Raw genomic sequence first — 23,611 nt, forward strand, 5'->3', positions numbered from 1 at the left:
GGCGGCGGCATTACAACTTATACCGATAATAAAACCGGCCGTTCCCGTCCAGGACGACCTCTGTCGCCATGCCTTCGCCTGAAAAATAAACGCCGACCCGGCTTTGTTTCCCGCCCAGGGTCACCCACCAATTCTTCTTGCTGCCCGCCCCCGGGACCTTGATATCGCGGGACGGCGTTCCCAGTAACGCGATGACCTCCGCCTCGGTGGAAACTGCCGTGATCTTGGACAAAACATTGTCGCAGTAGGCCAGTTCTTCGGCGGACATCTGCGAGCGCGCCTTCTGCATCTCGGCTTGCTGACGCGCTTGACGGGCGTCTTCGGCAAAAAGCGGCGGAGCCGCAAGGACAGCCACCGTCAACACCCCCAAACCGATCAATCTCATTTTCATCCGTTTCCCTCCTGGCACCATCGACGGGATCCGTGCCACAATTCAGGTTTCGTCGTGTGTCCCCAGAAGTCGCAATTATTGAATTATGTCATGTGTCCCCGGAACTCCCCACTCGCTCAACTGCTCCCAGAGACCCGGCCCTTCAGGAGCCACTTTTTAACTTCCATGAAAATGAAACCGGATATGGCCAGAATTAACATAAAGCCGAAAACAAAAATGTAGGCTAAAAAAACATTAATGTATTGTTGCCGTCTTTCGTATTCTTCTTTTAGGACCAACTCCCCGTTATCTATGAGCTTCTCTTTTAAATAAAAATTCGCCGGGATGTCTGTTAACAATTTGATTAGTATTGTTTCTTGTGGCCTAATGTGATAAGCATCCAATTTCAATAGCGCTGAACCGTCTTTTAATTTTTCAATTTTATGAGAAATAGCATCGCTGCGACTTTCCACGCTTGCACCGGAAATCGATGCATTGTTATTTGCTTTAAACTCGAGCGTTAAATTATCACCTTTTGACTTACCAATATTAGTAATCTCAATTAATGAGATTCGAGGAATCCCCGACAGCTCTTCCCGACCTACAATTTCGAAATATTCCTTCGGAAGATCAAACTCCTTAATATCGACAACAATTACCGGACGAAAATACCAATTAGTAAAAAGTGGCGATCCGATGAAACCAATAACGAATGTAATAAGGCTCGGTATCACTAATTTTAATCTTAATCTTAATTTCATCTTTTGTCCCTTTTCGAAAACCCCAAATCGCTTATAACTATCACCTCTCAACCCATCCCACTTTTACGTGTGACTTGTATCCCTGCGTCCGTGCGCTCCTCTTAAATCGTCATCCCCGTAAACCCCCCATCCACCGTGATCTCTGCCCCGGTCACGAAACTGGCGGCATCAGAGGACAGCCACAACACGGCGCCGACTAATTCTTCGGGCTTGCCGTATCTTCCCATGGGGGTGTGGCCGAGGATGGCGGTCTCGCGGTCTTTATCAATGAAATTCTTCATGCTCCACTCGGTCGGGAAAAAGCCGGGGCGCAGGGCGTTGACGCGGACGTTGGACTTGGCCCACTCTCTTCCCAGATTCTGCGTGAGGTTTTTGACGCCGGACTTGGCAACCGAATAGGTGAAGGCCTTGGACAACGGCGGGCCGGCCGAGGCGGATGACATGTTGATGATACTGCCCTTCTGCCGTTTCACCATGACCTCGCCGAACACCTGGCAGGCCAAAAACGTCGCTGTAACGTGGGAATCGAGGATGGATTTCCATTCCTCGAGCGTGATCTGGAAGAACGGCGTGGGCGCGTTGGTGCCGGCGCCGTTGATGAGGATGTCCACCCCGCCGAACACTTTCAGCACCTGATCGCGGGCGGAGATGAGCTCGTCTTTTTTGGTGACGTCGCAGGTGACGCCGATGGCCTTGGCCCCGGTTTTTTCGATCTTCGCGATGATCTCTTTGATCTTGTCCGGGTCCTTGTCGATGACCGCGATGCCGACCCCGCACTTGGCCAGGCCCAGCGCCATCTGACTGCACAAATGCCCTGCCCCGCCGATGACAACAGCGGTCCTGCCTTTGAGGTTGAACAGTTCGGTGAGATAGTCAGCCATCAATACCGCTCCTTAAGACGAAAACTTTTTAAGCACGCTTAACCGGTGACGGACAGGGCCGTCGAAGGCGTTGATGAACGGCACCCGCACGCCGGCCAGCCGCAAGCCCCGCCTGGTCTTGTGCAGGGAAAAGAAATATTTGTACCACGGCGCTTCTTCGTCCACCAAGTGCCTGTCGCCGCTGTCCCACGGATATTCCGCGAACCGCACGATCTCGCCGCCGGGGAATTCCTTTTCTTCGCGGTTACAGCAGTAAAACCAGCCGTTCTCCACCAGGTTGCGCCGCAAGAATTGAAAATACCCCGCGATCGCGGATGAGGTCATCTCCTGCATCGAGGCGGTGTTGATCGCGCCGTCCAGCCGCAGGCCCTCAAGGCAGGCAAGATGTTCCGCGGGGCAGTAAATAAACCCCCTGGCCGGAAGAGACCGCGCGTCCGTCCCCGGCTGAACGAGCCGGCGGGCTTCGCCCGGATGCGCCTTGCCGCAAAAATGCGCCTGAAAGAGCAGGGTCTTGCCCAGATCCACCAGAACAATCCGGCTGTCCGGCCAGACGCTTTTGATCAGGCAGGACAGAAACCCGTAGCCGTCGCCGATCACCATCACGGTGAAGGAGGACGCCGGGCTCATCCGCGTTTTGATCAAAGCCAAAGAACAGATCTGGCGGAAGCCGTCGTAGGTGAACGAAAGCCCCATCGCCTTCAAGACCACCAGGGCCCGCGGCAGCAGGAGAAAAATCTCCAGCCGCAGGGACAAATGAATCAAATAGCTGAACGCCGTGATGCCGGACAACAGACGGCTGGAGAACGAAACTTTTTCCAGGTCCCCGAAACCCTCGCCGTGCAATTCCAATCGGCCGTCGTCATTGCGGCGCACGCGGAAACGGCCCTGGAGCTGTTTCCAATGGGGCGACACGTCTTCCCGGCCATAGTCCTCCCGGTAATACCTCTCGTACAGTTGATCGAGGATCTCTGCGCCGCTCATTTCAGAAATGGTTCCAGATGCCTGCTGATTTCAAAAAAATCCTTGAACACCGGGATGGAAGCCCCGTTGAAAAACTTATTGCTCTGCCGGCCGATGAACGTCACGCCCGTTTCCCGCGCCGCTTCGTAGTCCTCCGGGCTGTCGCCGATGAAAACGGCTTCTTCGGATTTCGCGTTCTCCGCTTTCAGGATCTTGCGGAGCGCGTCTTTTTTCAGCCACGGATACGCGTAAACCTTCTTAAAATACTTCTCCTCCCCGCGGTTGCGCATGATGTGCTTCAACTCATCCTCGGGGTTGATCGAGGCCAGATACAGAGGGACCCGGCCGAAATAACTTTCCAGGAACTCCTTCGCCCCCTTGACCCCGGGCGACGCGATGATCTCCTTCACCACGATCTCCGAAAACCGCCGGCTCAAATCCGCCCGGACAGACGGGGGAAACGGCTTTTTCAAAATGCCTTCGTAGATGTGCCGGAACTTCTCATACCGGATCACGGCGTTATGCGTATGGTGATATTCCAAAATCTCCGGCAAGTGCTTCGGTTCGTCCCTGAACAGGATCTCAAACGCCCGGTCCTTGATGCCGACCGATTCCACCACAACACCGTCGTAATCCAGAACGATCGCTTTTAAATCTTTATTCATACCAAATCCAACCCCGGGGGTTGGAACCCGCTCAACCCCGGGGGTTGAGGCACAGCCCAGTCCCTTCATGCCCACTTCTTCACCATCCGCCCGACTTTCTCCGTCCAATTCCACAGCAAAAAGACGTCGGAAGACAAAATCACAAAGGTGTAGCCGGCGCTGAACGCGGCCTGGATGTTCTTGGGATCGGGGTCCACCACCTGCGTGCCGCAGGCCTTGCCCGCCTTCTTGCACGCGGCGATCACCTTCTGGGCCGCGTCCACCACCCTTTTGTGGTCGAGCTGGCCCGGGATGCCCAGCGAGCCGGAGATGTCATACGGGCCGATCATGACCCCGTCCACGTCCTCGGCGGCCAGGATGCCTTCGATATTCTCCACCGCCTCGATGGACTCGATCTGCGGGATGAACACGGAGGAATCGTTCCAGGTCTTCACGTAATCGTCGAAATCATAGCCGTAACCCTGCGCCCGGCTGATGCCGAAACTGCGGGCGCCGGAGGTCGGATATTTGCACCATTTGAGAAGTTTCTGGGTTTCCTTGACGGAATTGACCATGGGGACGATGAGCCCGTCCGCGCCGGAATCCAGGAGCCGCTTGGTCATCTCGGCGTTGTGCGAGGCGATCCGGGGCAGGCAGGCCACGCCCGCGGCCTGCGAGGCCGCGATGATGCGCTGGGACTGCTCCTGGCTGATGGTGCTGTGCTCGATGTCGATGCCCAGGAAATCAATGGGCATGCGGCAGAAAATTTCCGTGATGGACGGATGCGCGAGCGAGGTCCACGCGCCGAAGGCCTTCTGGCGGTTTCGCAGTTTCTTCTTGAGAACGGAACGAAATTTTAAAGAAAGAGGCATGGGGTTCCTTTCACCTTCAAACAAGCTTTTAGAATTATACTAATACTTAGACGAAACTCCGATGGTATGGAGTAACTTCCCGCTTGGATCAAATGCTCTGATTTTGCCGTCCCCTTTTGATTCCGTCCAACCGCCATTCAAATCATATACTTTTGTTGACGAAGCAACGAAACCCCTCCCCTCATAAAATCTTTCCACCCACACGTTACCATTGGCATAATAAGTCCGCTGCACCTGAAATTTGCCTTTTTCATCTAAACAGGCCTCCTCTTTAACTTTTCCATCAGGGTAATATTCCGCGGGGATACATTTTTTAGTGAATCTTAGGAATAAAGTCGGTTGAACAGTTGAAAGCACATAGATCCCAAGCACCACCAAAAAAATTAAAAGCAAAACTGCTTTTCTCAAGATCTCCCCCCCGCCTTCGCCGCGTCGTCCAGGAACATCTTCACGGTCTCTTTGGAATAGGGATGGACGATCATGCCGTCCAGGAACGCCGGAACCACGGTGACGATGTGCGCGCCGGCCCCGAGCCATTCGATGACATTGATGATCTCTCGGGTGGAGGCCGCGATGATCTTGGCCTTGAGCTGGTGATGGTCCAAAAGGGCGCGAAGTTTCTTGATCTCCTCGGACGCGCTGTAACCCATGTTGTTCACGCGGCCGGCCAGAAGCGAAACGTAGCTGGCGCCGGACATGGCGGCGAGGAAACACTGCTGGGCGCTCATCATGGCTGTGACGTTGATGCGGATGTTGTGTTTGGTTTCCAGGTCGTGGACCAGGGCCAGGTTGTCCAGCTCGCCGTTGGGGCCGTGGATGGTGATCTTGACCACGATGTTCTTGGCCCAGCGGGCGATGTCCTTGGCCTGCTCGGCCATGGCGTGGGGATCGTTGGTGGTGACCTCGACCGAGACCGGATACGGGTCGATCTGCTTGGCGATCTCGACCGTGCGTTTTTTCACGCCTTCGAGCCCGCCGTTGACCCCTTCTTTCAAAAGGATCGTGGGATTGGTCGTGACCCCCCGGATGATGCCCATCTTCTGATACTTTTTAATGTCGTCAATGTTGCTCGTGTCGAGAAATATGGCCATGCATGTCCTCCCTTAAATAAATTCCCAAATTCTAATTCCTGCTTGTAAACTCTACGCACGCAACCGTTTGCCAACCCCGGGGGTTGGATTGGGTATTCTATTTCGCTCCCGCCGTCGATTCCCATTTATTTTTCATCACCATCACCCGCGGGTCGGAGACGATCATGTGCCAGACAACGGCCTGGAACGATTCGGTATGCGGGGTGACCGTGTCCGGGTTGACCGGCGGGATCACCACGCAGACGTCCGCGACCTTGGCGGTGTATCCGCCGTCGCGGCCCACGATGCCGAAGATCCTGGCCTTCTTTTCTTTGGCGTAATCCAGCGCGTAAACGAGATTGGCGCTGATGTTCTTTTCCTTGCTGCCGCCGCCCACGGAAAATACCATGACAGCGTCCTTCTCGGACAACTGCGAGCCCTTGAGCCATTCGGCGAACACGGTGTGCCAGCCCTCGTCGTTGGTGCGGGCGGTCAGTTCGGAGACGTTGTCCAGCGGCGTGTAGGCCTCGAACCCGCCGATCTTGCGAAAATCGTTGACCGCGTGGGAACAGTTGGCCGCGCTTCCCCCCACGCCCAGGAAAAACAGCCGCCCGCCCTGCTGGCGGACCTGCAGCAAGAGCCCGATCATATGTTCGATGGCGGAACGGTTGAGCTTGTTCAGGATGGTGATCGCTTCTTCGCAGTATTCGTTGACGTAGGACATGGAATCTCCGGGTTGATTAGCGTTTTCTGACTAAGATGCGGCCGTACGAGCTCAGCAAACTCGACTGCAAAAATTCCTGGAACGCGCCTTTGATGTTGTCTTCCCGGCTGTCGAGCAGGTAACGGACGAACCGGGGAATTTCCGCGCCGGATTTGGCCGCCTTGGCCACGATCTCGAGGTCCAGAATGCCGGGCGTGCTGAATTCCAGGACTTCAAAATTATTTTTTTTGAACAGCGCCTGGAAGCCCTCGGTGGAAAACACGTTGAGCCGGTCCGGCGGATACAGGTTCTCGGCCTTCTCCCACAGCGTCTGAATGTCGAACCCCGACCCCAGGATCGCGGTGATGAAGCACAGGCCGCCGGGCTTGAGCATGGCGGTCACTTTGGCGAAGAGGCCGGAGACGTCCGAGGTGTGGTCCGCGACCTCGAACAGGGTCACGACATCCATCTCCGCCTTGACCGAAGTCTTCCACCAGGGCGACGCGACAACCTCGACGCATGTCTTGCCCTTCAGTGAATCAGGATGGATATACGGATTGACCAGAATCCTTTTGGTGAACTGCTTGGCCTGGCACATGCCGTCAATGTAAGCGTCCTGCGTGGTGTTCAGATCAAGCCAGGCCTGGGCCGCGGGAAGGTGTTCCGCGATGGATTCGAGGATCCAATGGAAGCGCGGCTTGACGATCTTTTCTTTGCGTTTGCGGTCCGTGGTCTTGGACAGCTGGTCGCGCCAGAAGGTGCGGGCCTTGCCTTTGGTGTAGTAATCGTTGAGGACGCTGTCCTCGGGCCGCGGGGACACGTAAAGCGTCCGGCACCCCGGGCATTCGAGGTATTTGAGCCCGTAACGGTCAAAGGCCGTCCGCCCCCCGCCGGCGCCGCATCCCGGGCACGCGCATTCCTTCAATGTCTTGGATGAAGCCAGGATCTGCCGCACGTCCTGCTCGGTCAGCTTCAGGTACTCCCGGAACAGGTCCGTGGGCTTCAGGTCGGTCTGATTGAATTCGTCGTGGACAACGATGTTTTTCATTTCCTCAACTCGCGTTTCTAACGCCTCACGGCATTTCAACGGCCAGATTAACGGTGTGAATCAAATCGAACGCTATCCCAGAGAAATCCCGCGCGAAGGCGCGGGACCTTTAGAAAATTTTATTCTTTATTTGTTCTTTCGTCGCCGCCCAGGCCGCGTCTTTGTAGGCCTTGTCAATGATCTCCATGACCTTGAACGCGTCGCGGGAGGAACTGATCGTCACGGGCTTGTCTTCGGTGATACAGCGGAAGAACTCTTCCACTTCCAGGTCCCACGAAAGGTCGCGGTCGAAATAGGTGACTTCCTCGGACGGGTTGCCGACCGCGGCTGTCTCGTCTTCGAACTGGCGAGTCGCCACGATGATCTTCTCTCTCCCGTAACTGCCGGACTTGGACAACAGCCCCTCCACCGTGAGATAGCCCTGCTCCAGCGTGATGTCCAGCCGGAAGGTGTGCTTCCAGAACGTGGCCGAGGAATGGCAGACGGCGTGCTGGCCGTGGCTGTTGGCCAGGATGACGTAGGCGTTGTCCTCAACGTCGAATTTCCAGTGCTCGTTGCTGGTGAAACACTTGACCTCGTCGAAGTCCCCGCAGATATGGCGGAACAGATCCAGCATGTGGATGCCCTGGTCGAGCAGGATGCCGCCGCCGGAGATCTCTTTGTTATTGCGCCAGGATTTGTGGAACTGCTTGCCGCCGGACTTGCCGTACAGCCCGCGCATGTTGATGACCTTGCCGAAGCGGCCGGTGTCCACGATGACCTTGGCCTTGAGGATGCCGGGGTGAAAACGGTGGTTGAAGCCGAACATGAGCTTGAGGCCGGGTTTTTCTTCGGCCATGATGTTGCGGATGTCTTCCAGATTGCGGCCCGGCGGCTTCTCGCAGAACACGTGGATGCCGGCACGCATACTTTTGATGGAAATTTCCGGGGAAAAACAGTTGGGGGTGCAGACGAACATCACGTCCGGCTTTTCCTTGAGCAGGTCCTCGAACTTTTCAAAGACGGCCACGCCATGGATCTTGCCGCGCGTGGCGGAATTGGGCTCGCAGACCCCGATCAGGCGCATCTGCTCGGGATGGCGCTCGATCACCTGGCGGCGGATTTCCCCCATGTAGCCGTAGCCGATGATCCCGCAGTTGAGGACTTTGGATGACATGTTGTCTTGGATGTAACTTTAGAAAGGACTACAAGTTATGCGCGGCCGGGAACCGCTCAAGGCCCCTGGGACCGCTTCAGATAAACGCATCACAATTCTACCGAAAGATGCGGGAATAGTCAATTTCAATATACAGTCTTTGCTGGGCGGGAAAAAGGCGGGAATTGAGAGTTTTTTAAATTAGTATAATTATATAAGGCGGCTTTCAGCGCTAACGAAGCAGGAACTTTCGAAGGGAATCCGGGGTGACGGGATGGAAATAGGACTGCAGGTATTGCTTGGCGCTGTCCCGCTGGGCCGCAAAGGACGGCTCATCCAGGGCGTGGATGGCGGACAGGGCGGCCGGGAGGGAATCGTTGCGGGTCACGACCCATTTGAAGGCGCCGCACTCAAACAGAGGATCGTAGCTCAGCACCGACTGCAGGTTGAAATGCACCACCGGCTTGCCGGCCCAGGCCGCTTCCAGGGCCACGGTGCTGCCCCAGTACATGACCGCGTCCGATCTCTCCATGTCCTCCTTGAGCGAGGTCCCCTGCGACAGCCGGAAGTTCGGCAAATCCTCCGGCCGGCACGCGAGCTTGTGCCGGATCGCATCCAGCGGCAGGACCGGGTGCGTGCGGACCGTCACCTGCCAATCCGAGCCCTTCAGCTGGCCCATCGCGTAATTGACCATGTGGTAAACGTCGAAAATCCCTTCCAGGGCCAGCAGGAGTTTCTTCTCCCGCACCCGCGGAAGCGGCGGCAAAGAGAACAGATACTGATACCGCAGAGCGCCGGCCGCGTGGACCGGGACGGTCCGGCTGGGGCTGTAACGCCCGATGATCTCCTTCGGCGCTTCCCCGACGGTGAGGACCACGTCCGGCCTGGGGATGAGCTTCTCCTCTTCCTTGCTGATGAACATGTTGGCCGAGGCCTGGGGCACGACCGTATGCTGATAACCGGCGATCTTTGTCTGCGGCGAATCCTCGCGCAGGGCGGTCATGCACATTTTTTCCCAGGGGTTGTTTTCGTAGGTGAGCGCGAACGTTTCGATCTTCGCGGCCTTGAGCAGACTTTTCGTGTAGCCGTAATGCAGGATCTGATAAGGGCTGATCCGGCAATAGCTCGCTTTCAATTCATTGTTGACGATGTCGCGGACACCCTGGCCGAAAAACCGCAGGTCCTTGCGGGAGCGGACGTGATAAAAAAGCGCCCGGAGGGAATCGGCGACAATGGCGAACGGTGAAGCCAGCGCCTCCATCGGAACAATCACCGGCCGGCCGCAGGCCGCGATCTTCTTCACACAGCCGGCGTAGTTACCGAGGATGTTGGCGAAAATCAGGACCTTCTTTCCTTCGCCCTCCAGAAAAGGCACGAGCGGGCCGAAGAAAGCGTCCTTGTAATTCCCGTCCGCGTCGAAGGAACTGTCGTAGATGAACGTCTTGAGACAATAGAACGGGCCGTCTTTGAGCGAACGGCGAATCCTGCTCCCCAGCCCCTGGGCCGCGGCCCACCTCCCCAGATTGTCGAGTATCTGCCGGGTCACGGACAGGATCCGCTTGAGCCATCCCGCCAACAGTCTGAGTTCGATCCAGGGACGGTTCATCACAACACGGCAGGATATTTTCGAATGGCCCAAGAATTTTTTGAGGGACGGCACAATTTCCCATGGCGCGCCCGCAATGACCAAAGTGTCGCCATCTTCCCGCTGAACGGCGCGGACAGCGGTCAGGAATTTTTGCAGGAGAAACGGCAGGTTGGAATTGAAGCGGTTTTTGGACGACAGCTCCGTGGCCCACCAGAGCCGCGAGTTGAATTCCGAACTCAGTTCGCCGATCAGATTGACATAGTCCCGGAGAAACAGCTCCCTGTCTTCCGGCGAGAACACCGGCTCGGCGGCCGGAGCGAACCCGGCGTCTTTCAGGATCTTTTCTTCACCCACCGTGAGCGCCCGCAGGCCGAGATAGCGCTTTTTCCCGTCGGCAGGAAAATGCTTCGGGAGCCCGCAGACATTCTCAATAATCCAGACCGCTTTCATTGCCCCTTCCTTATTCCCGGGACAAGATTCTTCACCGCGTCCCAATAGTCTTTCGTGAGGATGCCCAGCCGGACCCCGCCGGCGGCGTAGGCGGCAAGCGCCGCGGCCTTACAGCCGGCCAGGAATGGATAAGGGGCCCCCGCGTGCTTCATCACGATGATCCCGACGGCCGAGACGAACAGGACGCCGAAAATGAACGCCAGCCGGCCGTATTCCCAGCGGACCGGATAATGCCTCTGGGCCACGGCGAAGATAACGGCGCCGGAGATCATCCGGGCGATCAGCGTCGCCCAGGCCGCGCCGATCGCGCCCCACGTCAGGATGAACGGGATGTTCAGCCCGACGTTCAACGCCATCGCGGCCACGAAGAGCGCGGTGGTCAGGTGCGTCTTCCTGGCAAAGACCAGCTGCTCGCCGTTGATCTTCGCGAAAAACAAAACCGCGTAATACAGGACCAGCACCCGCATCACGTCCGCCGCGCCGTGAAAATTCGGGGGCGTCAGAAGCCACACCAGCTCGTCCGCGCACAGCGACATCAAGAGGGCGGCCGAGATCACCGCGTAAGCGAACGGGGTCAGGTAACGCCCGACGGACTTCGCCCCCTCCTCCCCTTTCAGGTCGAACATCCTCTTGTAAATCTGCGGAGAAAACACGTTCTGCAAAGATGTCATCAGGGTAAAGACCAGGGCCGCGATCTTCTGCCCAATGCTGTAAACGCCCACGCCCCCCATCGTTCCCAGAAGGCCGATCATGTATTTGTCGAAATTGTTGCCCAGGGTGCCCAGAAAGACCGTGGGCAGGAGCGGCGACCCGATGCCGAGCGCGTCCCTGAGAATCTTCCCGTCGAAGGAAACCGGCAGCTGGCGGTAACACTGTCCCAGCGCCAGGGCCAGGACAACGGCATACACGGCGGCCTGCGAGATCACCAGCCCGATGACGCCGGATTTCAGGACAACCACCATCCCGACGGACGCGGCGAGATACAGCGCGGCCGCGAGCACGCTGTAGAACACAAAATCGCGCGCCCGTTCCTCGTTGCGCAGGAACAACAGCGGATAAGTTTTGAGATTGATGAGGAGATTCGCCGCAAAGGCCCAGAACAGCAGGTCGCCGTGATGCGGGGAACGGATGAACAGCCCGGACAGCGCGTCCCGCAGGACAAACGTGACCAGGCCCAGGACAGTGCCGGCGGCCGCGACGAACGCGAGGACCGAGGTCAACAGCCGGGAGGTGTTCAGCTTGTCCTGCCGGTATTGAAAATAATTGCGGTTGTAGGCGACGGTCAACCCGCAGTTGACGACCCCGCCGGCGAGCAGGCCGTAGACCTGGGCCAGGGCCAGCGCGCCGTAGTCCTGCTCGGTCAAAATGCGGGTAAAAACTGGCAGGGTCAAAAACGGCACAAAATTTTCAGCGACCGTGGCGCCGAGGTAAAGGATGCCGTGCCGGATCTGCCGCTCTTTAGTCATGGGCTTTCCCCGCCGCGCTCAAGGACGCCGCCAGTTCCCGGATGAACGCCTGCCGGACCGATTCTTCTTTCGGGATGCCGACCAGGTCGTCATACTCCTGTGACGTGGGCAAATCGGATTGACCATGGCGATAGACAGAATAAAATTTCTTCCGCAGAGCTTGCCGTCCGCATATCAAAAACCTCTGAAATTCAGGGAACTTCTTAAAGACAGGATCCTCTTGTGGATAATAAAAATAGGCCGGGACAGATTTTTGCAAAGCAGACAAAAAAATAGAGGTATAAGGAATGCATATCACAAAGTCGCTGTTCTGAATAGCTATGTGGGGATTGACTGAGGGCGGCAATAAAATAATCCGATCCCCCCATTGATCGAAGCCCATTTGAACCTGTGAATCAATGTCGTGTTTCTTCGTCCACCGCTTGGGTTTCATGACAACACGGATATGCTTATCCACTTCCAGTAAAGAAAAAACATCAAACAGAAAGTCCTTATGAATCTGGGGTGTTACACTAGGGCTTTGAATAAATCGGAGATCTTCCAAAATCTCTGACCGCACAGCGGGACTATCAAAAACACCAACTGTAAAAACCCTGGATGAAATTACATTGAGATAAAATCCACTACCGATTTCAGAGAATGTTTCTTTTTCAATACAATCCTCCACCTGCATCAAAGGTCCCGTACGAATGAAATCCTTCTTCTGCAACTGAGGATGTTCTTCAAGAAACTCGATCATTTTGCTATTCCAGACAAAAATGGGATTGGCTTGAAGATATGCCCACATAGGATGATTAAAGAGGCTCGCGGAATAAAAAAACAGGACCACCGGAAGGCCGCGGCTGCGAAAAGGCACGCCCTGGATGGGCTCAAGCCCAACGTCGGAATTGGTGTACATAACACCTTTCAGAGACCACCGATGGCAAAGAAGCTCCGTGAGAACCAAGTGATGAAACCACCATGGAGGGAAACGCAGAATAAAACGGGTCACGGTCCGGGGGGACCGCAGGCAGCAGATCGCCAAAAGGACAACCGCCCGCACCAGCATTGTCCCATCGGCCAAGTCGAACATCTGGTGAAAGCGGTAGCCGGCCAGCCGCCAACGCTGCGACTGAGGGGTTTCCTTACCGATGAAAATCACGTCCTTCTTGGCGATCGCGGCATCGTCAATAAAAAATCCGGCCGAAAGGTTGCGGAAAAAATCCGGTTCCAGCTCGCCGGGAATGGTGGAGATATACAAGACCTTGCCGTTAAGGTCCCGGGGCCGTCCGCCGCGCCGTTTGAACAACAGCAGAAAAAAACTGCCCCAGAACACCCCGTTGCGGATCAGGAACCGGACGCCGCCGCAAAGGCCGCCGATCAGGCCGTCCCAGCCAGGGCTGTAACGCAGTCCTCCCCGTTCGGCGAATTCAGACGCCAACGCCGTTTTTGTTTTCTCGTCGCCGGCCCAGCCGTTCAGGACAAAAATCCCTGTCTCCCGGGTCTTGGCGAGAATGGACGCCGCGTGATACAGATCCGTTGTGAATTGCAGGGCGTCCTTGGCAAAATAATTCGTGAGGTCCCAGCTCCGGGCTCCGCAGGAAATTTTGGCAATACAGGCGAGATTGAAGCAGTGCTTCTTGGCGAAACGGACGCCCGCAACGTTGTCGTTCTGGAATTCATCCGCCGACAGGTCCGAGATTTTCAGGCGATGGAAACCTTTCTCCGCAACCCCGCGGGATTGGAAACACGCGATCTGAAAAAAAGGACGGATAAATAAGGCAAGGAACGGCCAAACGATGGGATCAATATGTGAAATAAAAAAGACGGATTTTGTCGATGATGCAGCGTTTCGCATCTTAGACCACGGAATAGGCAATATAGGGATCAAACGGGAACTTTTTCAACTCCACCTTGTTCACGTTGAAGAATTCCTTGAACGCCTGCGTCTCTCCCGCCCATTTGGGGGCATTGAGCTCGTCAAAAGCCACGACGCCGCCTTTGGGAACCAGGGGAAGAAAATGGCGCAAAGCGGTTTTGGTCGGCTCATACAAGTCGAAGTCCAGATAGAGCAGGGACACGATGAGCTCCGGATGCTTTTTGACGAATTCGGGAATGGTCACCGTCGCGTCGCCCTTGATGAGCTCCGCCTTTGGCATATGGGACAGCGGGCGGTTCATGTCATGCAAAGGGATCATCTCGCGCAGGACCGCGTAATTGCTGGAGGACAGAGTTCCCTCATGGACCTTGAGCGGGTCTTCGGGAGAACTTTTCGGGAAACCGTTGAACGTGTCGAACCCGTAAATCCGGCGGTTGATGGCATACGGCTCCCAGAGGCTGGAAAGATGATAGAACAGCATCAGCCCGGCGCCCCGGTGGACACCGCACTCGATGACAGCGCCCTTGACGTCCATAACCTTCTCGAAAAGCTTGATGCGCGCCAGCATCCGGCAGATGCTTTGACGCCGGGCGGTCACAGGGAAGTCGTCGATGTAATCTGCCGCTTTTTGCGAAAGGATCTGTCCCCGCAAACGGTTAAATTCTTTCTCACTCTGGCTCCACTGGCTGATCCCTTCGACATACCCCATAAAAATCCCTCCTCTGCAGGTTCAATTCGGCCTATCTCGATCACTGTCTGATTTTGTAATATACAATGCCTCTTCGGTGAACAGGTGACCATATTTATTTTTTAAAAATTTAGATGTCCAGATGGCGGCCGTGGTCTTAAAATATGCATTTTCCAACGGCTGAAAGCGCGTCGGGAAAAACAGGGCCCTCTCCTGGCATAAAAAATACTTAAACCCACCGGATTCCAAGGACTTCCCGACCTTATGATTTGAACAATAAAAATCAATAAACAATACCCCATGTTTCTCAGCGTCTCTGATGATGGCGCTGGTCAATTGTTGAGCACACTCCGGCAAAGAAAGGAATTCCATAATCCTGAGAATTTTGTCCTCCCTCCCATGGATAATCTCTATGCGATAAACGGCCAATCCGAGAATCCTCCGGTTTTCTTTTGCTCTGGCAACAATTGCAATATAAGAAAAATACGGATGCTGGACATATCGCCAGTTCAAATAAGCGGCGTCTCGATTTGTGGATATTAATCCCGGGGCAAAATTTTCACGCCAGCTTTCATCCCAATCTCGAGTGAACGGACCGGCAAAAGGAGCAACCACGATGTCCGCCTTGTCCTTCACAGCTCCCTTGTCCTGATTAAAATAATTTTTGCAGAATATTTTGATTGCTCCCGAAGAATACTGCGGCAAAACCTCCTCAAGGAGTCCTACCGTTTTCTCGAAATCCATCACTTTAATCCACCGAGGGACATCCTCCATCATCTCGTAATGAAAGGCCTTGTAAATCCCTTTTGCCAGCTCCGACATCCCCAAGACACAAACCGCCTCATATCCCAACTGATGGACCTTCAGAAAAAGATTCAGCCCAGCTCCATTTATTTTGGCTTCCGGTAAACAAAACCAGGTAGATATCCAAACGGCAGGAAATACCTTCCCTTGAATATTGAGGGCACAGGATATCAGCCCAATCATCCCCACAATCCGGGGGCCTTCCCAGGCAAGGAGGAGCGCAGGATTTTTAAAAATACTACGGGGAGAACGTGCCGAGTCGAACTGCCACGAGAGATAACGCTCATCGCGTGCGAATAAATGATCCCGTTCTACGTTTTGGTCGATGAACACCCGTAACTTGTCAAAATTTTCGCGCTGGTACGCTTTAATTTGCATGTTGTCATTCATATGGAGACTTATAAAAATACCGTCAAAACTCGAGGATAGCCGTTGCCCAAGATAACCCGACGCCAAAACCCGAGATAAGGACTTTTTCGCCTTTTCGAATTTTCCCCTGCCGAAAGGCTTCCTTCAACGCAATAGGGATGGAAGCGGAAACCGTATTTCCGATCTCCTCAAGATTCTCATGCATCTTCTCCTTAGGGATGTTCAAGGCTTCTTTGAGATAGTCCAAAACCAAACGGCTTGCCTGATGAAAAATAAAAAGATCAATTTGGGCAACACCAAGATCGTTTCGTGCCAAAATTTCCTGAATTTGCGCCGGAACCTTGGAATTCACAAAGCTGACAATCTCAAGGCCGTCCATATGGATATTCTCCAGGGTGCGGACATTCCCGCTCTTATCGGTTATAGGGGCAGCGGTAACTTTATTTTTAGGCAGCCGGCATCCTCCCGCCGGAATGATAAATTTATCATGCTGAGCTCCTGATGTATAACACAGGATATCTCTTATATTACCCATTGATGCTTTGGAAACTGTTATCCAAGAAACGGCCGCCCCATCCCCAAAAAGCATCCTGGCCGAACGGTCCTGCGGATGGATATATTTAGAATACGTATCGGCATTGATGAGGAGGATATTTTCTGCGCTGCCTGATCGGATCAGGCCTCGCGCGAGAAAAAGTCCGTAGATATACCCCGAGCATGCCAGATTAAAATCGAAGGCGAAGACATGATCTGGAAGATTCAAACGGTTATGGAGGATGCAAGCATTGGGGGGCATAATATAATCTCCACTTTGCGTACAAAAAATGATTCCATCTATTCTCTTGTAGAGCTGGGGATGCTGGGTGAGAAGTTTATTGCAGGCTTGAGTGGCCAAATCGAGAGCGGTTTCCATCTCCTGGGCGATATACCTTTTCTTGACGCCGATTCGCTTTTCTAACCGGGACATGTCCCACGAGGGATTTTCTTGCTGCAAGGCCTGGTTGTCCACGGCCCGCTCTGGCAAATGATAAAAAATATCCTGAATTCCCGCGTTCATTTTAAATCCCCTCAAGGAAGGCCGCTCAAATCCCACCCAGATAAACCGTTTGCCCGGTGATCTGCGTACTTTTCTCCGATATCACAAGGTCGATGATATCCGCCACATCCTGAGGCGACAATTTCTTCTTAAGGATAGTCTGGCCAAGGACACCGGCTATGACTTTTTCGCTTAAATTATTCTTCATCCCCGTCTCTTCGACGATCGACAACCCCAGGGTGTTCACGGTAATACCATAAGGGCCGACCTCACGGGCCAGAACCCGCGACAACTGTTCCAAGGCGGATTTAGAGGCACTATAAACAGAGCTGCCTTCGCCCCCCATCGGCACGGCTATCGATGAGAAATTAATGATTCTTCCAAAAGCGTTTCGTTTCATCAATTTCACCGCTTCACAACAGCATACGAATGCACCGCCGACGTTAATATTTAAAGTTTCCTGTACGGTTTTCAAGGGCGTGAGCAAAGCGTAATTCACCACGTGTACTGCCGCGTTATTGATCAGGACATCCAAACGATTGAATTGTTTGTCCATGTCCATGAACATCGCTTTAACTTTTCCCTCATCGGAAATATCCAGACAAAAATGCCGGTAATGCTTGTCTTTAAAATCAGAAGGATGGCGGCTGCACCCAATGACCTGAAAACCTTCCCGGGTATAGTATTCGGCCAGATATCGTCCAAGTCCCCGGCTGGTTCCAGTGATGGCCATAACCTTTTGCTCAGGCATCTTCCCGCGCTCCTGGTTTCAACGCGATAATATATTCGGACAACTTCTCAACGGTCTGAAAAGGGCTGTGCTCTAAGGACATCGCTTCCTGGGTAGCCAGGGTAACGGCTACCCCCCATTTCTCCCTTATTTTCTTCTCGGAGGCTACAATAAAATTGATGAACCCTAACGAATCCAACCTGCCTTCACTTCCCAGCAAAACGGTCTGAGGCGACTTTACCAGGCGATCTCTTTCGGGTAAATCCTTGTTAATTTCATCAATCGCAGAATAGATAATTTGAATGACTTCATTTTTTGCAACCATCAAAAACTCCTCTTTAAGAAATTAATAAAATAGTGAAATCTTTACCTGACCGTCCAGCCGCCGTCCACGGTCAGGCACTGGCCGGTCATGTAGGACGACGCGTCCGATGCCAAGAAGACAGCCGCGCCGGCCAAATCCTGCGGCTTTCCGATGCGGCCCATGGGGATCACGTCCCGCAATTTTTTGACAAAGGCCGGGGCCGTGGCCGGCTTGGAAAACGCGCCGGGCGCGATGGCGTTGGCGCGGATGCCGTGCGGGGCCAGGAACGACGCCCAGTAACGGGTCAGCCCCAAAAGGCCGGTCTTCACCGCGGTGTAGGTCGGCTGGCTCAAATATTTTTTCCATGGGCCCTGGTACATTTTCGGATTGGGCGCGATCAGGGAATACATCGAACAAATATTGATGATGGAGCCGCCGCGCTTTTTTCTCATGGACGGCAAAAACGGCTTGATGGTCTGCACGGCCCACAGGACTCCGGACTCAAAGGCCGTCTGCCACTGGAGGTCGGACAAGGATTCCCAATCCCCTTCGCGGCCTGTCTCGACGTTGGACGAACCGAAACTGAAGGCGTTGTTGATCACCGCGTCCACCCGCGCTTCTTTGGCGATGCCCTGCAAGGTCCGGAGATACTCCCCCCGGTCGAACATGTCCACGGCGATGCCGGCAGCCGGGACCTTGAATTTCTTATTCAAAGAGGCGGCCGTCTTTTCCACGCCGGGATTGCTGTCCAAAAGGATCAGCCGGGCGCCGTGGGACGCCAGCCCCTCCAGCATCCCCCCCGCCAGCCACCCGTTGGCGCCGGTGCAAAGAATCGTTTTGTTACGAAGATCGAAAAGTGAACTATGCATAGTAAAAATGACGAATGAATAACTCCGTCGCATTATTCCCGGCTGCCTCGCTACAGCTCGGCAAGACGCCGGGACTAATTCCGGCATTGACTTGCGTTCACTGCCGTTCCGCAAGTCAAGCCGTCATTAGCGTTTTAACTCCACAAACGGGTTCGAGGAAGACTGCGTGCCGGTTTCAAAGAAATATTTCACCTGTCCGACGATGTCCACGCCGACCTTCTGGCTCCATTGGTCGAGCAATTTTTTGACCACGGGGCCCGGCTTTCCGGTCCCGATGGCAACACTGTTGACGCTGGTGACCGGGACGATGCAATACGGCGTGCTGGTGACAAAGGCCTCATCGGCCTGGTACATATCGTAAAGATTCAAGTTTTTCTCCTCGCAGGGGATTCCCAGCTCTTTGGCCAACTGCATCACGTAATCGCGGGTGATGCCGCGCAGGACGTTGCGGCCCTCGGGAGTCAGAAGCTTGCCGTTCTTGACCAGGAACAGGTTCGAACCCGTGCCCTCGGCCAAAAAGCCGTCCGTGTCCAGCAGAAGCGCCCAGGCGTGCGGCCCGATCTCCCGCATTTCCAGGTTCGCCATCTGGTAATGCAGGCGGCTGCGGTTCTTCACCTTGGGCTCCAGCAGGTCCGCCGGGATCGCCCTCTGGCTCGCGGCATACATGCTGATGCCGTTGATATAATTGGGGTACGTGGCGCCGATGGTCCAGCGCAGAGGGAACACCGCGATGATCAGGTTCGGACGCAGGGAATGGCCGTCCACGTCATGGTAGATCGGCAGGATGCCGCGGGACACGTTGATCAGGGGGCGGAGCTCTTCCTTCTCGTCAAAAAGGTCCTTGTTGCGCTCCATGGTCTCGTTGTAGAGCTCTTTCATCTTCTCGATAGACATTGGGAACGGGATCTTGACGTAACGCATGGAGGCGTAAAGCCGCTCCAGATGCTCATCGAGCATGAAATGCTTGTGGTTGAACGTGCGGAGCATCTCAAAGACCATATCCCCGAACATCAAGGCCGAGTCGTAGATCGAGATCTTCGCTTCCTTGTGGTCGACGAATTGGCCGTCCACGTAGGCGATATACCGTTGCAGCTTGCCGTTTTTCATAGTTCTGTCCTTTGATTGATAAAGGCGGTGGCTGGGGTGTGCCGCGCGAGTTCCCTGCCTGCCTGCAGGCAGGCGCAGCCCGAAGCTTTCCTAAATTTTTACTTTAGAAAAAGCTGAGGCGCGAGGACTGTTTGAGCCCGGCATACCCCAGCCGCCGCCTTTCTCGATTATTTTTTCAAAGAATCCCTGTGCCGCGCATACGTCGGCGGCAGCAAATGTTCATGCTCCCGGTACCAGGGGATGATGTCGAAAATGGTGATCAACCGGTCTTCCCCGGACAAATCGTTAAAAAGTTTCGCTATAAAATCATATTCCTCTTTGGTATTAATATCCAGCACAATGTCGGGAAACGCGAACTCCTCCGGGCAGGGGACCGTGCCCAGCCGGAAACGGTCCGGGTGGCCGTAAAAATTCTCATGGACGTGCTCGCGGCCGCGGGGGTCCTTGATGTTGGAGTGTATCCACTCCAGGCAGGAGAAACGGAACACCTCCGCGCCCAGCCCGTCCGGATAATTGTTGCCCATCACCGGCCCGACGTTGGACATGAAGTCGTAATCGCTCTTCAAGAACGCGCCCACGATCCGATCCACCTCCTCCGGATGGATGAGCGGGTTGTCCGCGCACATGCGGACCACGACATCCGCCTGGTGGGTCCTGGCCGCCTGGTAATACCGGTCCACGAGGTCGTTCTCACTGCCGCGGAAGACCTCCACCCCCAGAGCCCTCGCCCGCTCGGCGATCGGGTCGTTGTCCACGGTCACCGGGATCGCCATGACCACCTGCGACAGGGACCCGGCCTTCTTCGCCCGCTCCATGACGTGGTCCACCAGCGGCCTGCCCGCCAGCGGCATCATGGATTTTTGGGGCAGACGGCTGGAGCCCATCCGGGCCTGGATGACAGCCACGATATTCGGGAAACTCATACGACGCTCCAACGGTTCAGCAGGTCAGGGCCGGGATGACGACCCTTTTCGTTTTCCTTATAAAACGCAGAACCCCTTGTACCGGCATATACCACCGATTTCTCAGGGAGATCCTGCGCAATGCCTCGATCTTTATCCGGCAGCGTTCCGGGAAAGGTCCTCGGTAGAGAGCTGTCTCCGGGACATCCCTCGGACCCTTGCGGGCCAGGATCCCAAGGTGGAACGGCTTGCGCACCTCCATAACCTGGAATCCCATTGAAGCCAGCATCTGCATCAAATAAAATTCGTCAAAATACCAATTGTGCGCGTTCTCGATCTCCGCCAGAAGATCGGCCTTGACTGCAGGATCAAAATCCGGCACTTCGAGGTAAACAAAACCGCCGTCGCTCAGCAGCGCTTTGATCCTTCTCAACTCCGCGACGGGATCGTCCGTATGCTCAAGGACGTGAGAGTCGAGAATCAAATCAAATGACTTCTGCTGCGGCATCAACTCTGCCAGGGAACTCTTGAAAAGATTGCCGACTCCCTGAGATTCTCCAAACGCAAAATACCTGTCATCCAGATCAATCCCGCAGACATCGTCTCCCTTGTCCGCGAACGGCTTCAGAAATCCCCCGGCATTGCAACCGATGTCCAGGACATGAAGCCGCTTGCCCGGGGGGAAATACGGCTTCGCCAATTTTTGAATTTCACAGCCGCGCTGATACTGCTTCTGAAATGCTTGGCTGGCGGTCCAACCGTCCGGGTCGTACAGCTTTCGATAGACCTCCTCATAAAATCGTTTGGAGGAGCTCGCATCCATCTGAAAAACGCTATAGATAAGACTGCAATTCGTGCACATCACGATCCGCTGAAAAATCCCATAGCGGTCTTTCTCGGAGATCAAAACCGCCTGGTTCTCTCCCGATCCGCAGAGACACGACCTCGGGACAAAGGAATAGATCCCGTCCCTGATCTTCCGCAACACCATCTGCCGGACCGCTTCCTGCCCGGGGGTCAGCAAAAGATAGGGTTTCCTGTCATTCCGGAAAAGCACCAGATCTTGCCGCAGCACCTGCCGCTCCTTTAACGCCGGGCGATCACGATCACTTCGTCGCTCAGTTTGCGCGCGTCGATGGTTTTCTGGAATTCGCCGGCCGCGTCCAGCAATTTGTTCAGGGCCTCTTCGTCCCGGAACCCGGCGAGCGCGCTCACGGTGCCGATCAGCTCGTAAAAATCCTGTCCGTAATACCAGACATGCGATGGCGAAAAGCCGGCCTGCCTGAGCATGTGGCGCACGGACGCATCCGTGAACAAACTCAAATGGTTCGGCGGCAACATGTGGCGGGCCACCAGATTTGGAAACGCCATGTTGGTCAGGGCGCTCACCGACGGGTGATGCGGCAGTTCCAGGACCAGGGCCGCGTTCTTCGGGGCAAATTCGCCGGCCAGCCGGACCAGGGCGACAGGGTCGGCCACGTGCTCCAGGACACTGAAAAACGAGACCACCGACGCGCCTTCGAGCATCTTCGCGGCGTTGGCCCTGTCCAGGTATCCACGCCGGACGTCCAGCTTAAAAACGTCCTTGGCCACATAGATCTCGTCCGGGTCGATCTCATAGCCGGTCGTTTCCCACCCCCGCTTGCGCGCGGCATACAACAACTCGCCGGAACCGCAGCCGATGTCCACCCACCGCCCCTTTTTCCCCAGGCATTTCGTGACGTACTCGACCTTCGGGATGGAGATATCCTTGACCCTCGTCAGGTAAAGGTCTTTCTGGACCAGGTCCTCCGACGGCCGCATGGCCACGCCTTCGAGGGCCCCTTCATAGAACGCCTTGAGCCGCTCCGGCACAGGCACATTCTTGACATACACATGCGTGCAGGTATCGCAGGTCACGTAACGGAACCCGTAAACCTCGGCCAGAGGGCGGTGAGGCAAGGACTTGCAGACCGGGCACGGGACTTCCACCGTTTCCGCGCTGAAACGCCGCGCGTCCTGCGCCCGGCGGGTCGCGGCGCTCACGCGCCAGTCCGTGGAACGGTTGAGCTTGCGCATGTCCATGGGCTTGGAAAAGCGTTCAATTACTTTTCTGGACAATTTCTTTTTGGCCGTGGTTTTCTTCATGACCCGCAAACCCCCTGCAGCAACCGGTACGACGCGATCGCCTGGCCCCGGTTAACGTTGCGCCCTTCAAAAATGACCGGGACAGACGCAAAAAATCTGTCTTTCAGAACATTCATATACCATCCGTCCGCGCGCAGCGGCCGGTGCTCGTCTGTCCGGCCGTTGTTGTGCGTCACCTCCACCGCCAGGACCCGGGCCTTCACCGCTTCGATGAAATTCCGACGGTTAAATCCCCAGGCCTTGGCCGCGAGCGCCGCATGCCCCAGGTTCAGGTTGATACCGATGACCGGGGACGGGATTGCCTCAAAAAAACGGGCCAGCTCTTCCGGCCTGGCCATCAAGACATAGTCCTTTTTCTCCACCGACCCCTGGGTCTCGACGGCGATCCTGACGCCTTTGCCCCGGCTGTGGGATTCCAGCTCCCGGATCCCGGCGAGAAAATGGCCGAAACATTTTTCGTAATCCGCGGATAGGCGTTTCACGCCGGTTTTCGGGAAACGGAAATCGTAGCTCCCCTTGGTCCTCCCCTCCCCCACCGGGTCTGCGAGAAACCCGGGGTGGACCGTGTAAATTTTGACGTTGATGCCGGCCGCGAAATCCACCGCCTTCTTCATGAATAACAGCGTGGCTTTTCGGATTCTTGCGTCCGGCGATGCAAGATTCAGGACCAACCGGCTGTTCCGGGGAGGGAAAAAATTGTGAGTGATCGCCGTGAACGGGAACCGGAGGAGTTTTTCTTTCAGCCTGTCCTCGGCGCGGTGCGTGGACCCGAGTTCAATGTTCCTGATCCCCCAGGACACCATCTGCCGGACCGCTTCGGACGCCTGGATCCCGTCCGGAAAAACAGACGTGGAAACAAACGCGGGCAT

25 protein-coding genes are annotated in these 23,611 nt (G+C 55.3%); all 25 read right to left on the bottom strand.

The genetic code is table 11. The features are described from left to right. Nucleotides 1-10: 10 nt before the first annotated feature. The 25 genes from Q8Q08_01840 to Q8Q08_01960 all read right to left on the bottom strand — a co-directional run bounded on the left by Q8Q08_01840 (nucleotide 11) and on the right by Q8Q08_01960 (nucleotide 23,611). Nucleotides 11-391 carry a hypothetical protein gene (locus Q8Q08_01840; protein MDP2652750.1) on the bottom strand — a complete coding sequence of 127 codons (381 nt, stop codon included), beginning with the start codon at nucleotides 389-391 and terminating at the stop codon, nucleotides 11-13. A 116-nt stretch (nucleotides 392-507) separates the two neighbouring features. Next, complete coding sequence (locus Q8Q08_01845; GenBank protein MDP2652751.1) at nucleotides 508-1,131, bottom strand: hypothetical protein; 624 nt, start codon at nucleotides 1,129-1,131, stop codon at nucleotides 508-510. 101 nt (nucleotides 1,132-1,232) lie between these two features. Then, nucleotides 1,233-2,012 (bottom strand): SDR family oxidoreductase, encoded by a 780-nt coding sequence (locus Q8Q08_01850; protein MDP2652752.1) that lies wholly within the window; start codon nucleotides 2,010-2,012, stop codon nucleotides 1,233-1,235. A gap of 12 nt (nucleotides 2,013-2,024) precedes the next feature. Continuing rightward, a complete protein-coding gene (locus tag Q8Q08_01855) occupies nucleotides 2,025-2,993 on the bottom strand; it encodes a putative sugar O-methyltransferase (protein MDP2652753.1) in 969 nt (322 codons plus the stop codon). Then, on the bottom strand, nucleotides 2,990-3,637 hold the full coding sequence (locus tag Q8Q08_01860; protein MDP2652754.1) for an HAD hydrolase-like protein: 648 nt from the start codon (nucleotides 3,635-3,637) through the stop codon (nucleotides 2,990-2,992). The genes Q8Q08_01855 and Q8Q08_01860 overlap by 4 nt, the downstream gene beginning before the upstream one ends. A gap of 65 nt (nucleotides 3,638-3,702) precedes the next feature. Further along, nucleotides 3,703-4,488 (bottom strand): aldolase/citrate lyase family protein, encoded by a 786-nt coding sequence (locus Q8Q08_01865; GenBank protein ID MDP2652755.1) that lies wholly within the window; start codon nucleotides 4,486-4,488, stop codon nucleotides 3,703-3,705. Between the two features lie 39 nt (nucleotides 4,489-4,527). After that, nucleotides 4,528-4,896, bottom strand: a complete 369-nt coding sequence (locus Q8Q08_01870) for a hypothetical protein (protein MDP2652756.1) — start codon at nucleotides 4,894-4,896, stop codon at nucleotides 4,528-4,530. Then, the gene (locus tag Q8Q08_01875) at nucleotides 4,893-5,579 is read right to left on the bottom strand and encodes a transaldolase family protein (GenBank protein ID MDP2652757.1); all 687 of its coding nucleotides are present in this window, start codon (nucleotides 5,577-5,579) and stop codon (nucleotides 4,893-4,895) included. Before Q8Q08_01875 ends, Q8Q08_01870 begins: the two co-directional genes overlap by 4 nt. Before the next feature lie 97 nt (nucleotides 5,580-5,676). Beyond that, entirely contained in the window at nucleotides 5,677-6,282 is a 606-nt protein-coding gene (locus Q8Q08_01880; protein ID MDP2652758.1) for an SIS domain-containing protein, read from the bottom strand. Nucleotides 6,283-6,298: 16 nt separating this feature from the next. Next, complete coding sequence (locus tag Q8Q08_01885) at nucleotides 6,299-7,309, bottom strand: methyltransferase domain-containing protein (protein ID MDP2652759.1); 1,011 nt, start codon at nucleotides 7,307-7,309, stop codon at nucleotides 6,299-6,301. Between the two features lie 109 nt (nucleotides 7,310-7,418). Beyond that, nucleotides 7,419-8,465 carry a Gfo/Idh/MocA family oxidoreductase gene (locus tag Q8Q08_01890; GenBank protein ID MDP2652760.1) on the bottom strand — a complete coding sequence of 349 codons (1,047 nt, stop codon included), beginning with the start codon at nucleotides 8,463-8,465 and terminating at the stop codon, nucleotides 7,419-7,421. A gap of 211 nt (nucleotides 8,466-8,676) precedes the next feature. Continuing rightward, nucleotides 8,677-10,482: a hypothetical protein gene (locus tag Q8Q08_01895; protein ID MDP2652761.1), complete on the bottom strand. Its 1,806-nt coding sequence runs from the start codon at nucleotides 10,480-10,482 to the stop codon at nucleotides 8,677-8,679. Continuing rightward, a complete protein-coding gene (locus Q8Q08_01900) occupies nucleotides 10,479-11,948 on the bottom strand; it encodes a lipopolysaccharide biosynthesis protein (GenBank protein MDP2652762.1) in 1,470 nt (489 codons plus the stop codon). The genes Q8Q08_01895 and Q8Q08_01900 overlap by 4 nt, the downstream gene beginning before the upstream one ends. Next, nucleotides 11,941-13,785 carry a hypothetical protein gene (locus Q8Q08_01905; protein ID MDP2652763.1) on the bottom strand — a complete coding sequence of 615 codons (1,845 nt, stop codon included), beginning with the start codon at nucleotides 13,783-13,785 and terminating at the stop codon, nucleotides 11,941-11,943. Before Q8Q08_01905 ends, Q8Q08_01900 begins: the two co-directional genes overlap by 8 nt. Nucleotide 13,786: 1 nt before the next feature. Continuing rightward, a complete protein-coding gene (locus Q8Q08_01910) occupies nucleotides 13,787-14,515 on the bottom strand; it encodes a TylF/MycF/NovP-related O-methyltransferase (GenBank protein MDP2652764.1) in 729 nt (242 codons plus the stop codon). A 21-nt stretch (nucleotides 14,516-14,536) separates the two neighbouring features. Next, a complete protein-coding gene (locus tag Q8Q08_01915; protein ID MDP2652765.1) occupies nucleotides 14,537-15,688 on the bottom strand; it encodes a hypothetical protein in 1,152 nt (383 codons plus the stop codon). A gap of 22 nt (nucleotides 15,689-15,710) precedes the next feature. Beyond that, nucleotides 15,711-16,724, bottom strand: coding sequence for a ketoacyl-ACP synthase III (locus tag Q8Q08_01920; protein MDP2652766.1), 1,014 nt, complete (start codon nucleotides 16,722-16,724; stop codon nucleotides 15,711-15,713). A gap of 25 nt (nucleotides 16,725-16,749) precedes the next feature. Then, nucleotides 16,750-17,454 (bottom strand): SDR family oxidoreductase, encoded by a 705-nt coding sequence (locus tag Q8Q08_01925; protein MDP2652767.1) that lies wholly within the window; start codon nucleotides 17,452-17,454, stop codon nucleotides 16,750-16,752. After that, nucleotides 17,447-17,758: a hypothetical protein gene (locus tag Q8Q08_01930; protein ID MDP2652768.1), complete on the bottom strand. Its 312-nt coding sequence runs from the start codon at nucleotides 17,756-17,758 to the stop codon at nucleotides 17,447-17,449. Before Q8Q08_01930 ends, Q8Q08_01925 begins: the two co-directional genes overlap by 8 nt. Before the next feature lie 41 nt (nucleotides 17,759-17,799). Beyond that, complete coding sequence (locus tag Q8Q08_01935; protein MDP2652769.1) at nucleotides 17,800-18,606, bottom strand: SDR family oxidoreductase; 807 nt, start codon at nucleotides 18,604-18,606, stop codon at nucleotides 17,800-17,802. Between the two features lie 126 nt (nucleotides 18,607-18,732). Then, on the bottom strand, nucleotides 18,733-19,713 hold the full coding sequence (locus Q8Q08_01940; GenBank protein ID MDP2652770.1) for an aminotransferase class IV: 981 nt from the start codon (nucleotides 19,711-19,713) through the stop codon (nucleotides 18,733-18,735). 167 nt (nucleotides 19,714-19,880) lie between these two features. After that, nucleotides 19,881-20,636, bottom strand: coding sequence for a glycosyltransferase family protein (locus tag Q8Q08_01945; GenBank protein MDP2652771.1), 756 nt, complete (start codon nucleotides 20,634-20,636; stop codon nucleotides 19,881-19,883). A 16-nt stretch (nucleotides 20,637-20,652) separates the two neighbouring features. Further along, the gene (locus Q8Q08_01950) at nucleotides 20,653-21,690 is read right to left on the bottom strand and encodes a class I SAM-dependent methyltransferase (protein MDP2652772.1); all 1,038 of its coding nucleotides are present in this window, start codon (nucleotides 21,688-21,690) and stop codon (nucleotides 20,653-20,655) included. 11 nt (nucleotides 21,691-21,701) lie between these two features. Continuing rightward, entirely contained in the window at nucleotides 21,702-22,742 is a 1,041-nt protein-coding gene (locus tag Q8Q08_01955) for a class I SAM-dependent methyltransferase (GenBank protein ID MDP2652773.1), read from the bottom strand. After that, nucleotides 22,739-23,611 (bottom strand): TIM barrel protein, encoded by an 873-nt coding sequence (locus Q8Q08_01960; protein MDP2652774.1) that lies wholly within the window; start codon nucleotides 23,609-23,611, stop codon nucleotides 22,739-22,741. The genes Q8Q08_01955 and Q8Q08_01960 overlap by 4 nt, the downstream gene beginning before the upstream one ends.

The sequence above is a fragment of the Candidatus Omnitrophota bacterium genome, from assembly GCA_030688425.1.
Taxonomy (GTDB): Bacteria; Omnitrophota; Gorgyraeia; order Zapsychrales; family JANLHA01; genus JAUYIB01.